The following is an 11515-nucleotide window of genomic DNA, read 5'->3' as shown; positions in this document are numbered from 1 at the left end:
TTCCTGTCCGCCATCGCCCTCGCAGCTCTCGTTATTTACTGGCTATGAGTCCTGACCCTAGGCATGTTGCAACCAGAAGTATTTTCTTACGCATTCGGGTCACTCCATCGGGTTGATATGCTCTTCCGGCGCGGAAGAGGGCTAAGCGTCATGAGTGCCTGGCATTTGCTGACTTGAAGTTCCATGGCATGAGCTCGTCGATGCGGGATGCTGGATGGCCTTGCGCGATGGCTTCGAGTGTTGCCCTGAGATAGGCGTAGGGCTCGACACCGTTGAGCTTGCATGTCTCAATCAGTGAGGCGATGCGCCCCCATGTTCTGCCACCCTCATCATGGCCCGCGAAGAGTGCGTTCTTACGATTGAGGGCAATCGGCCGGATGGCGCGTTCGACCACATTGCTGTCCATCTCGATAGTTCCGTCCTGAAGGAAGAGCTTCAGCCCCTCCATGTGCTTGGCAATGTAGCTGAGCTTCTCACCCAGCCGGGACTTTGTGGAGATCCGGGCACGAACGGTTCTGAGCCAGTCTTCAAAGTCAGCCAAAAGCGGCGCGGTTTTTCCTGGTGCAGCGCGCGGCGGGTCTCAGCTGACTGGCCCCTGATCTCCACCTCAACCTTGTAGAACGCCTTGATCCTCTTGAGCCCCTCAGCGGCAATGGGCGAGCCAACGCGGTCATGGACTTCCTTGAGCTTGCGCCGCGCATGTGCCCAGCAATAGGCCAGTTTGACAGGCCCGCCCTTACGCTCTGGTTGGGCTAGGGCATTATAGCCTGCATAGCCGTCCACCTGCAGCGTCCCACTGAAGCCTGTCAGGAAGTCAGTCGCATGTTTGCCGCCCCGCCCGTCGGCATAGCAGAAGACGACACCAGGTGGTGCTGTCCCGCCAAACGGGCGCTCATCACGGGCGATGGCCAGAGATAACTGGTCTTGGTTCTGCCGCGTCCGGGATCCAGCACAGGGCAGCGGGTCTCATCAGCAAAGAGCTTGTCTGATCTCTTCAGATCCTTGAGCATGTGATCCACCACTGGGGCGAGGTGGAAGGACATCTTGCCCATCCAGTTGGCCAATGTGGCGCGGTCCAGCTGGAGGCCGGAGCGGGCGTGGATCTGGGATTGCCGATAAAGCGGGTTGTGATCGGCGTATTTGCAGACCCCAACGTAAGCCACAAACGCCTTTGTCGGCAGACCACCTTCAATCAGATAGACAGGGGACGGGGCTTGTGTCACGCCACCGTCCTTGTTCGGGCATGCGTACTTTGGCCGGACCGTCACAATCACCCGGAACTGGGCTGGCACGATATCAAGGCGCTCGCTGCGATCCTCGCCGATCTTCACCATCTCCCCACAGCCACAGGGGCAGACAACATTGTCGGGCTCGATCACCTGTTCAATCCGCTCAAGGTGATCTGGTAGATTACCGAGGTTGCGCTGTGGCGGGCGGCGCTTCTTGCGCGGCGTTGTCATCTCTATGCTGTCGGACTGGGCCTGCGCCTCGGCAGTCGCAACCTCAAGATCCTCAAACGCCAGTTGCCGCTCATCCTCGGTGAAACATTCCGACTTCGGGCCATAGAGCAGGTGATTGAGTTCCTTGACCATATGCTCCAACCGCGCGTTCACGGCCTCAAGCTCGGCATTCTGCGTGGCAAAGCTCGCGTTGCTCTCGGTCAGGGCCGAGATCTGTTCTGCCAGCCTTTCCGCGTCCGTCTGCGCTGCCAAAAGCACCTTCCACACCTCAGCAGGAAGAGCATTCAAATCAAGGGATTTAAGCGCGTCAAACATGGGGAAAATTTACCAGAATAGCCCCGTGTTTGCACGGCTGCTAGCCCCAAATATCGTGCGCCGATTCACTCTGTCGCACCTGGTCTGCGGGTCCGCCGCGCCACCACACGACGCCAGTCCAAACCCTCAAACAGGGCTTCAAATTGCGCCTTCGTCAGCCGCATTTTGCCATCCTGAACCTTCGGCCAAGAGAACTTGTCCTGTTCCAGACGCTTGTAACACAGCACCAAGCCAGACCCATCCCAGAGCAGCACTTTGATGCGGTCACCACGCTTAGCGCGGAACACAACAATCACGCCGGAATGCGGATCAAGCCCAAGCTCACGCTCAGCCAGTGCCGCCAAGCCATCATGCCCCTTGCGGAAGTCAACTGGCTTGGTCGCGATCACGATCCGAACCGCCTGACTGGGATAGATCATCGGCCTTGCCCCAGAAGCTTTGCGATATCTGCAATCCGCTTGGGCGTAGTATTCTTTGGCAGGCGAACAGATACAGCACCGCAGAAAATCTCAATACCATCAAACGGCGCGGGAAACGCATCCGCCAGCACTGAAAGCTCAGCAAAAGAAGAAACAGAACATTAATCTCGCTCCGCCTTGCGCCTCATAGCCGTACGCCAGCCCGATAGTTGCGACGCCACAATACCATGTCGCCGTGCAACACCGGCAACCGTCGCGCCCGGCTTATACGTCGGCGCCGAATGCGGTTGTCAAGCCGAAGTGGGCAGCGCGTCCGCCATGGCCGCGGCTGGGCTCTGCGCCGCGCTCGGCGGAAACAACGAGCAGGTCGAGAACGCCGCCGAAGTCGCGCTGGAGCATCACCTCGGCATGACCTGCGACCCGGTGAAGGGCCTGGTGCAGGTGCCCTGCATCGAGCGCAACGGCATGGGCGCGATCAAGGCGGTCAACGCCGCATCGCTGGCGTTGCACGGTGACGGCACGCATTTCATGCCGCTCGACAATTACATCGAGACTATGCGCCAGACCGGTATGGATATGGGCGGCAGGTACAAGGAAACCTCGCTGGGCGGGCTGGCGGTCAACCTGCCGGAGTGCTAGGCGAGTCGGCAGGCCGCACCATGCTGAATACTAAAACCGATTTGCCGCAAAGAACTCACCGGTCGGCTTTGTTGATGTCGTGGATGCCTCCCCCTGACGGCGTCGCAATGTGCCAATGTGATGTTTGTTGAAGCCATCACATGAGGAGAAAGCATCCATGTCTGAGGTTACGATAATTGGGATTGATTTGGCAAAACGTGTCTTCCAACTCCATGGGGCATGTCAGGATGGGTCTGTCGCGTTTCGCAAGAAGCTGTCTCGTGGTCAATTGCTGTCGTTTGTCGCTCGGCATCCAAAGTGCGTTATTGCCATGGAAGCTTGTGCGACAGCGCATGGCTGGGGTCGCGAGTTCGCGAAGCTGGGGCATGAGGTGCGCCTGATCCCACCGGTTTACGTGAAGCCTTTCGTCAAGCGCCAGAAGAACGATGTTGCTGACGCCGAGGCGATTGTTGAGGCAGCTATGCGACCCACCATGCGCTTTGTCGCATTGAAGACGGAAGATCAACAGGCCCGGGCCATGCTGTTTCGCACGCGCCAGATGTTTGTTGGTCCACGGACCCAGCTGATCAACGCCTTGCGCGGGCATCTTGCTGAGCATGGGCTGATAGCAGCCAGAGGACCCGCTCATTTGAAGCGCCTTGCAGATGCAATTGCGGACAATGACACAGCGCTACCAAAGAGTGTCCGCGAACTGGGCCAGGTGTATCTGGAACAGATCAAAGGCCTGAATGCGCGGATTGTGGAGCTTGACGTGAAGATGAGACACGCCGCCAGAGCAGCCGGTATGACGCGGCGTATACAAACCATGCCGGGCGTTGGCCCCATCACGGCACTTGCGATTGAGACATTTGCGCCTGACTTGGCCAGCTTCCGGCGCGGGCAGGACTTTTCCGCGTGGCTTGGTCTTGTGCCGAAGCAACACTCAACGAGAGGCAAGTCTCGGCTGGGCAAAACGTCAAAGATGGGACAGCGCGACATCCGTACGCTCCTAATCTCCTGTGCGATGGCCGTTCTCCAAGCGGTCGAGCGGTTCGACACCCCCGGAAATGAGTGGCTCAAGCGCCTGCTGGCTCGAAAACTCCGCATGGTCGCCGCCATCGCGTTGGCAAACAAGATGGCACGTGGCCTCTGGGCGATGATCACGAAACAGGAGGAATACCGGAACCCGGTGGCAGCATTGGTCTAAGCGCCCTGCGCTAATCAATCTGTCCCGGTCGTCAGGATTGTGAGGAGGTCGCTGAACAGTAAGGGCATAGGATCGATCAGATCCGGGTCAGAGAAAGCAGCATTTGTGCTGGAGCCAATGAGCTCGGTTTGTTGATATGCTTCTGATCCGCGCATCGCCATACCGGCCCGCGGCCCGATCAGTGCCGCAACGAGAGGCCTGATACATGACCGCACCCGATCACGCGCTCGAAATGTTCAAAAACCACTTGCACCAAAGGAGGCATCCATACATGCACAAATCGGGTTCCCAGCACACTTCCCCTTTCCGCGGATGGACTTATCCTACGGGCTCTGTGACGGGTATGCCAAGAGCTGTGTAGCGGTTGAGCACGGCGATCCGGACATGGAGCTCAGCGACCTGCCGGTCGAAGTCTCGTGCCATGAGGCTTTGGCCAGGGAGCTTGACGCAGTTCATCTTTTTTTCTGCGCTGCTACGGCGGTGATACCCGGTTAACTATCGCCAGAGTGCCCGTCCGAGATATCTGCAAGCTCTCACGGCTTCATTTCGCGCTACAGCACCTCCCGTGGTTGGCTTCCAGATTTGGGCATTCTTGCGCGGTGGGATGATGGCAGCGGCACCTCGAGCGGCAATCATATTGTGACATCGTCGTGTATCGTAGACCCCGTCAGCGGTGACCGTGGTGATCTCCTGGTCGGATGGGATCTGCTCCAACAGGTCGGGCAACATCGGGGCGTCGCCGACGTTGCTTGTGGTGACGCCGACCGCACGGATCTCCAGTGTTTCCTCATCCATTCCGAGATGCAGCTTGCGCCACAGGCGCTTCCTGGACCCGCCATGCTTACGCGCATTCCACTCGCCTTCACCCTCGGCCTTGATCCCGGTCGCGTCGATCAACAGGTGGAGCGGCCCCGATCCACCACGATAAGGGATGGCAACATTCAATGTCTTCTGGCGGCGACACAGGGTGCTGAAGTTCGGCACTTTCCAGTCAAGCTCGGCCAGCAGCAGCAGGCTTTCGACGAATCCGGTCGTTTGCCGCAGGGGCATGCCGAACAGGACCTTCATCGTAAGGCAAACCTAGATCGCTGCGTCGCTGAACTCAGGCTGACGACCACGCTTTCCCGTCGGAGCCGCCTGCCATGGCGTCTCAGGATCAAACCAAATCGATAGCGAACCGCGCTGCTTCAACGCAGTGTTGTACGAAGGCCAGTTCCTGGTCTTTTACTTCGCAGGGCACCAACTGCTCATACACCTAAGCTACACGATTGAATTCACACAGGGAATCCCGCAAGCTATTTGTTCACAAAAGCCGACGCCTCACGAAAAAATGAAGCAAGAGTTGAGCCTCGTTTCCTTTGAAGCTGAGTTGGCCACCGCAATTACCCGCGCCGGTGAGACCCTCAGTACCACTTGGTGATGGTTTTGAGTTACACGAACAGGAATTGGTCAGCCGAAAGATCACTTATGGGTGCCGCGAAGGCAAATCATACCGTGCCGAAAGATACGCTTCGATATGTCTGGTGTTGTCGATCCTGCGCGTTTTGCCGATGCCCTCAACGGACCATTGGCTCGAAATGTCATCGTCACCTTTTCGGAAAACCAGCTGCGGGCAGGACTGATTTTCATGCCCAGCAAGATCAGGCAGGGCGCCACGCGGTTTTGCAAAGTCAACATATTCAATCTTCAGGGCCTGACGCAGGGAATGGAATGCCGAAAGCAGGCCTTCAATCTTGATGCAATCGGGGCAATAGAAGGTGCCTGTTCCGGCATCCGGATCAATGAATTGTGTTTTGAGAAGATACAATGTCGGATGTGTGGTTTCAGTCATAGGTAACGTCCTTGCGTCTAAATGAACCAACTGGTCAGTACTTTTGTCTGCGATCGGATGTCAAGTCGGCAGCAGCAGCCAGGGCGGTAGGTGTGCTGGGTATTGAGGCGGTGCCAATTGAGCGCAAAATCGCATGGGTCAAACAGTACAACCAGTCTCATCGCAAACGGCGGATACATCGTCTTCGGACGTGTCAGAGTTTGGTTGGACGTGTGTTTCACCCAACAAAGTGGCAATTTCTGCTCCGAGGAACAATTCGGACACATCTCCAAAATGATTGACCCGCAACTCTCCAGATTTGTCGATCAGGATTAGACTGGGTGTGCCACGCATCCGATAGGATGCCATCGTTTTCGGCATGGGACCGGTGCCTGGTTGGTCAACCCCGACCGGAAAATTGATGCGGTATTCGTGCAAGAAAGCCGCCAATGACACCGGGGTCATCGCATCATGATGTTCGAAAACAGTATGCAACCCCAAAACGGCCACCTTGTCTTGTGGGAATGAAGCGTGGATCTTTTTCGCAAGCGGCAGACCATGCATGACGCAACCTGGACATAGCATTTGAAATGCCTCGATCACGACGACTTTGCCACGCAACTTCGCGAGTGTCAGTTCTTCATTTGTGTTGAACCATTTCTGGATTTTCAACTCTGGTGCGGGCATGTCTACTCCCTCCAGAAATTATTGACGACCGCGACGGTGTGCAAGTTCGTGGCGACAGTCGTCGAAATGTTGATCAACGCTGTCGGGTCGGTTTCGTAAATTGCTCGAAGGCGCTCTCGAATTTCCGCGTCGATTTGGGTCTTTTTGACGGCAACACGCGACAGTTTGATCGCAAGCTCATACCCGTCCTGTGGTGTTTGGGTGATCAGGGTTGGCAACCATTCTTCGGCCATAGCTTGTCCTTTCCTCCAAGAAGGCCGCGCGGCTTGAGGACCGCGCGGATTTGATTTAGTCAATCTTTCCGGGCAGGCTGAGGTTGCCGGAGGCGACGTCAAATACATCGGTCACGCAGAACAATGGGGCGTGGATGTTGGCATTCACCCGAAGTGCCGCGGTCACACCGTCATAGTTGACACCAGACACATCGAGGCTCTGATCAAAGGCCACGTTTACGCTGATTTCAGGCCCATCGAAAACCGGTGTAAAACCGGGGCTGTCCAAAAGGATTGGCAGGCCGGGCCATGTCGCGGGCAGATTGGGGGTCGTACCTTCGGGGATGTCCTTGACGGTCAGGGCTCCGGGGCCGCAGGCCTCATCTGGCACCAAGACAACCCAGTGGCTGTGCCATGTGTTTCCATCGTTGGCGACATCGCCGTCCCCGTTCTCGTCAAAAAGAGGCGTGTCATCAAAATCTGGATGGGTGGCTGCGGCCATGGCCAAAATGCCAGCGCCTTCATCGAAGCCAACGCTCGAAGGATCGAGAGTGGTTGGCCAGACATAAGCGTATGCCGGAGCACCGCTTAAAGCACCTGCAGGTGTGGGCTTTTCAGCGCCTGCGACGCCATTTGTTGTCATATGGAAGGTGACAACGTTGCCATTGCGATGTGCATGGGTGGCCAGAATATCGAAGGCCGCCACTTTCGAGGCGTCGGCGCTTGATGTTACCGCGCCTTCTTGCGCGCTTGCATGCGGGTGAGCGTGATCACCTCCCGCAAAGGCTGCACCTGCGGTCAGAGCCGCTGCAACGACGGAAAATTTCAGAGTGTTCATAACAAGTCCTCTTAGGCTAGTTTCGTGAATCGCATATAGTAGCGACTCGATACTATTGCAATAGTGATATCGACTCGCTATATTTTTTCCATGACACCTCAGACACACCTCAGAGAACAGATCGCTCGCCTCGCCCGCCTTGATGCAGCGACCGGATGGGTCGGGGATCTCAACCCCACGCAACGCGCGGCGATCAGCTATCTGGCGCGCGCCAATCGGTTTTCCCGCAGTCCCTCCCATCTCTCCGGTTACCTCGGAACCACACGGGGGACAGTGTCCCAAACCCTGAAATCCCTGCTTCAGAAGGGCTATGTCACGGAGCAGCGTTCTGAAACGGACAAGCGCGTAATCAGCTTTGAGTTGACGGATCGGGGCCAAAAGATAGCCGAAACTCCGACACCTCTTGATGCGGTGCTGAAAGAGCTAAGTGACGAGGATCAGCAATCGCTTCAACATATTTTGTCGCGCGCAATGCGGCGCGTTCTGGCGCAGAACCAAGGCCCTGAATTCGGCCCTTGCAGAACCTGCGTATACCACAGTAGAGGTGAGGCTGGCTCGGAATGCAGCCTTCTTTCCGTCGCGCTGACGAAACAGGAGAGCGACCAGATTTGCTTTGAACAGGTGAGCGCATGACCCAAGGGTTTGAAACAGTCAGGATTGAAGGCGTATTTCTCGGTGGGATTAAGGAACGATGGCAGGGCAAACCTGCGTCGGCCATTGGCAAAACTGCAGTCTCCGAGCGGCAGAAGATTGATGAATTCGGATTCACAGGCGACGCGCAGGCAGATCTCAATCACCATGGCGGCCATGACAAGGCCATTCACCACTATGCAATAGATCACTATCCAAGCTGGATTGCAGAAGCAGAAATCCCTGAGGGTACGGTGCCAGCCGCCTTTGGTGAAAACATCGTGACATATGGCCTGACCGAAGACACGCTCTGCGTCGGCGATATTTTGAAGCTGGGCAGTGCAACCGTGCAAATAAGCCAGGGTCGACAGCCTTGTTGGAAAGTATCCGAATTCACAAAAAACAAACGCATGGCCTAGGCTCAGGACCCATTGATTTCCGGTTGGCGGCGTGATTCACGGTTCGAAAACGAACGGTGAGCATGTCTGATCTTTTCTGGTTAACGGATGCGCAAATGGCGCGTCTTGAGCCCTTCTTCCCGAAGCCCCTCGGCAAACCTCGTGTCGATGATCGACGCGTGCTAAGCGGGATTATCTTCATTAACCGCAATGGCTTACGATGGCGCGATGCACCCAAGGAGTACGGACCGCATAAGACGCTTTATAACCGCTGGAAGCGGTGGAGCGATAAGGGCATCTTTGCACAGATGATGATAGGGCTTGCGGCCGAGCGCGGCGAAGAAAAGACCGTCATGATCGACGCAACCTATCTGAAAGCACATCGAACAGCGATCAGCATGGGCGTCAAAAAGGGGGGGCGCGATCGTCTGATTGGCCGCACTAAGGGTGGCATGAACACGAAGCTGCACGCCATCTGCGACAGCCAAGGCCGACCGCTGAACCTGTTCGTGACCGCCGGACAAGTCAGCGACTACATCGGCGCGCGGGCGTTGCTGCGCGGTCTGCCGAAGGTCGACTGGCTGCTTGGCGACAGAGGCTATGATGCCGATTGGTTCAGAGAGGCGTTAAAAGGCAAAGGGATACGCCCCTGCATCCCAGGTCGTAAGCGACGTAAGAAGACCGTGAAATACGACAAGCGCCGCTACAAACGACGAAACCGCATCGAGATCATGTTCGGCAGGTTGAAGGACTGGCGGCGGGTGGCAACTCGATACGACAGATGTCCAAAAGTCTTTCTGTCCGCAATCGCTCTCGCGGCACTCGTTATCTATTGGCTATGAGTCCTGACCCTAGGCCCTCATTGGTTCCAGAAACTCTGACGACGGACAATATGATTCTATCGCGGACCGATATCAAATGAAGGAAACTCTCTTTACCGGTAAAAAAACCATTTTTTGCAATATTGCCTCATCGGTCTTTTTCCTGGAGTATTTTTTACTGAGTTGGATAGAAAGCACCTATCCGAGGCAACGGGTCAAGTCTTGTCACTATAGCTTAGGGGGCCTGACTTTTTGAGGTTTGGATTTCAGCAAGGAGACTCAAACAAATTGAAGCTAAGTCGAATTCATCATACCGCATTGATATGTGCAGATTACCAACGGTCCAAAGCCTTCTATGTGGACCTGCTTGGCTTCAAAGTTATTGCGGAAAACTATCGCCAGTCGCGCGATAGTTGGAAACTTGACCTCGCGCTGCCCGACGGTAGCCAATTAGAATTGTTTTCGTTTCCTAATCCGCCTGAACGCACTTCACGCCCTGAAGCTTGCGGACTTCGCCATATTGCATTTGCTGTTGAAGACATGGACGCAGCTGTCGCTGAACTAGAGGCTGCGAATGTCGAGGTCGAACCACTGCGGGTGGATGAATTCACTGGCGCGCGCTTTACGTTCTTTACTGACCCAGACTGTTTGCCAATCGAGCTCTACGAAACCAACCCAAACTAGCAGGAAGCTCCCCTTAAGCGAACACACTCCGCGGTTACAAACCCACAGCCAGAACCACTCAAACACCACGTCCGCCAGCGCCACTTACCTCCTCACGCTCAGCGAGCCGTTGACAGTTTGGAACGTTCCACATATCTATCAATTCAAACTGGAACGATCCCAAAAAGGCTTGCCTTGCGAAGCAATGCGGATGGTTTGGACATTATTCCAGAGTTAGGTTGGGAGATATAAAGATGACGCAAGTCAGGGTCGCAGTTCTTGGCGCTTCAGGTTGGATGGGCAAGGTTCATACGATGGCCTATCAGACCTTTCCGCATTTTCTAGGTGCGGAGTCGGGCACGGCCAAGGTGGTCGCTTTGGTGGAGGCAAATCCAAAAGCCGCCGAAGAGCTGGCGTTCCGCGCGCCTGAGGCGAAGATCTTAAACGATTGGAAGGCTGCCATTTCCGACCCGGACATCGACCTGATCGACATCTGTCTGCCAGACAGCCTGCATTATGAGGTGGCGAAAGCCGCCCTGCTGGCTGGCAAGCATGTCTATTGTGAAAAACCGCTGGCAGATACCGCAGCCGAAGCGCGCGAGCTGGCGGATATCGCCAAAGAAAAAGGTGTGATTACTCGTGTCGGTCATGCCTTTCCACGCAACCCTGTGCATGATCTCGCAAAGGAAATAATCGACGCAGGTGAGATCGGCGAGATCAAGATGTTCAAAGGCTGCCAGCACGTCGACATGTATGGTGACCCGTTGGCACCCTACATGTGGCGGGCAAACGGCGAGCTGGCCCCAACGGGCATTGTCGGAGACACCGGAAGTCACATTTTCAGCTTCATGGAATTCCTCATTGGCCGCGTCAGCTCATTGATTGCGGACAATTTTATTGTCACCGACAAACGTCCGATGGTGAACGGCTTGGCTTATGGCGAGGAAACCAAGTTGACCGGCCACGAAGAATGGGCCGACATCACCAATCCTGACGGAACCAACCTGCTGTGTACTTTTGTTAATGGCGCCCGCGGTATTGTGGATTTCAGCCGCGTTGCGACCGGGCGCAAATTCATGCAGACCTATGAGATTTACGGCACCAAAGGCAGCCTGGCCTACACCTACGATGAGGTGAACCGACTCCGATTTTATTCCAATGAAGATGCCAATGGCCGCCGCGGCTATCGTGAAATCGACGTCGGTCCGGAAAACGAAACCTTCCGATCCTTCCTGCCACTTCCGAACTTTGCACTTGGATACAATGAAAGCAAGATCATCGAAGTGGCCGAAGTGGTGAAATCCATCGTTTCAAATCAGCCCATGTGGCCAACCTTTGAAACGGGACATCACATTTGTCAGATGGTTGACGCCTGCATGGAATCTTCACGCAAAAAGAGTTGGGTCGAACTGACTTAATCGCTGCTTCCCTTAAAAT

At 55.6% G+C, this 11515-nt stretch carries 11 protein-coding genes and 4 pseudogenes; 7 read left to right on the top strand and 8 right to left on the bottom strand.

Annotation, left to right across the window (positions count from 1 at the left end):
- Positions 1-148: 148 nt before the first annotated feature.
- The 3 genes and pseudogenes from MK208_RS20395 to MK208_RS21125 all read right to left on the bottom strand — a co-directional run.
- Positions 149-1775, bottom strand: a pseudogene (locus MK208_RS20395) (IS66 family transposase).
- Positions 1776-1840: 65 nt separating this feature from the next.
- A complete protein-coding gene (gene tnpB / locus MK208_RS20390) occupies positions 1841-2194 on the bottom strand; it encodes an IS66 family insertion sequence element accessory protein TnpB (protein ID WP_294119555.1) in 354 nt (117 codons plus the stop codon).
- A gap of 161 nt (positions 2195-2355) precedes the next feature.
- Positions 2356-2454, bottom strand: a pseudogene (locus MK208_RS21125) (transposase); the annotation flags it as partial.
- A 13-nt stretch (positions 2455-2467) separates the two neighbouring features.
- On the opposite strand from MK208_RS21125, the pseudogene MK208_RS20385 reads away from it, so the two are divergent.
- Positions 2468-2833, top strand: a pseudogene (locus MK208_RS20385) (L-serine ammonia-lyase, iron-sulfur-dependent, subunit alpha); the annotation flags it as partial.
- A 157-nt stretch (positions 2834-2990) separates the two neighbouring features.
- Positions 2991-4019 (top strand): IS110 family transposase, encoded by a 1029-nt coding sequence (locus tag MK208_RS20380; protein ID WP_294119553.1) that lies wholly within the window; start codon positions 2991-2993, stop codon positions 4017-4019.
- Between the two features lie 318 nt (positions 4020-4337).
- Here MK208_RS20380 and MK208_RS20375 read toward each other — a convergent pair.
- The 5 genes and pseudogenes from MK208_RS20375 to MK208_RS20355 all read right to left on the bottom strand — a co-directional run bounded on the left by MK208_RS20375 (position 4338) and on the right by MK208_RS20355 (position 7566).
- Positions 4338-5210 (bottom strand): annotated as a pseudogene (locus tag MK208_RS20375) (IS5 family transposase).
- A gap of 274 nt (positions 5211-5484) precedes the next feature.
- Positions 5485-5850, bottom strand: a complete 366-nt coding sequence (locus MK208_RS20370) for a DUF3088 family protein (protein ID WP_294119551.1) — start codon at positions 5848-5850, stop codon at positions 5485-5487.
- 138 nt (positions 5851-5988) lie between these two features.
- Positions 5989-6516 (bottom strand): redoxin domain-containing protein, encoded by a 528-nt coding sequence (locus MK208_RS20365; protein ID WP_294119550.1) that lies wholly within the window; start codon positions 6514-6516, stop codon positions 5989-5991.
- A 2-nt stretch (positions 6517-6518) separates the two neighbouring features.
- A complete protein-coding gene (locus MK208_RS20360; protein WP_294119549.1) occupies positions 6519-6749 on the bottom strand; it encodes a hexameric tyrosine-coordinated heme protein in 231 nt (76 codons plus the stop codon).
- Between the two features lie 55 nt (positions 6750-6804).
- On the bottom strand, positions 6805-7566 hold the full coding sequence (locus MK208_RS20355; RefSeq protein WP_294119548.1) for a hypothetical protein: 762 nt from the start codon (positions 7564-7566) through the stop codon (positions 6805-6807).
- 90 nt (positions 7567-7656) lie between these two features.
- Here MK208_RS20355 and MK208_RS20350 point away from each other — a divergent pair, with 90 nt between their 5' ends.
- The 5 genes from MK208_RS20350 (at position 7657) to MK208_RS20330 (ending at position 11496) form a co-directional block, all read left to right on the top strand.
- Positions 7657-8199 carry a MarR family transcriptional regulator gene (locus MK208_RS20350; RefSeq protein WP_294119547.1) on the top strand — a complete coding sequence of 181 codons (543 nt, stop codon included), beginning with the start codon at positions 7657-7659 and terminating at the stop codon, positions 8197-8199.
- Positions 8196-8615 carry an MOSC domain-containing protein gene (locus MK208_RS20345; protein ID WP_294119546.1) on the top strand — a complete coding sequence of 140 codons (420 nt, stop codon included), beginning with the start codon at positions 8196-8198 and terminating at the stop codon, positions 8613-8615. The genes MK208_RS20350 and MK208_RS20345 overlap by 4 nt, the downstream gene beginning before the upstream one ends.
- A 62-nt stretch (positions 8616-8677) precedes the next feature.
- Positions 8678-9436 carry an IS5 family transposase gene (locus MK208_RS20340; RefSeq protein ID WP_294119545.1) on the top strand — a complete coding sequence of 253 codons (759 nt, stop codon included), beginning with the start codon at positions 8678-8680 and terminating at the stop codon, positions 9434-9436.
- Between the two features lie 267 nt (positions 9437-9703).
- A complete protein-coding gene (locus tag MK208_RS20335; protein WP_294119544.1) occupies positions 9704-10099 on the top strand; it encodes a VOC family protein in 396 nt (131 codons plus the stop codon).
- 233 nt (positions 10100-10332) lie between these two features.
- Positions 10333-11496: a Gfo/Idh/MocA family oxidoreductase gene (locus MK208_RS20330; RefSeq protein WP_294119543.1), complete on the top strand. Its 1164-nt coding sequence runs from the start codon at positions 10333-10335 to the stop codon at positions 11494-11496.
- Positions 11497-11515: the final 19 nt, after the last annotated feature.

Origin of the sequence: Shimia sp. (genome assembly GCF_022448905.1) — a bacterium.
GTDB lineage: Bacteria > Pseudomonadota > Alphaproteobacteria > Rhodobacterales > Rhodobacteraceae > Shimia.
The sequence above is the reverse complement of the archived record's forward strand: the minus strand, read 5'-3'. Positions and strand labels throughout refer to the sequence as shown.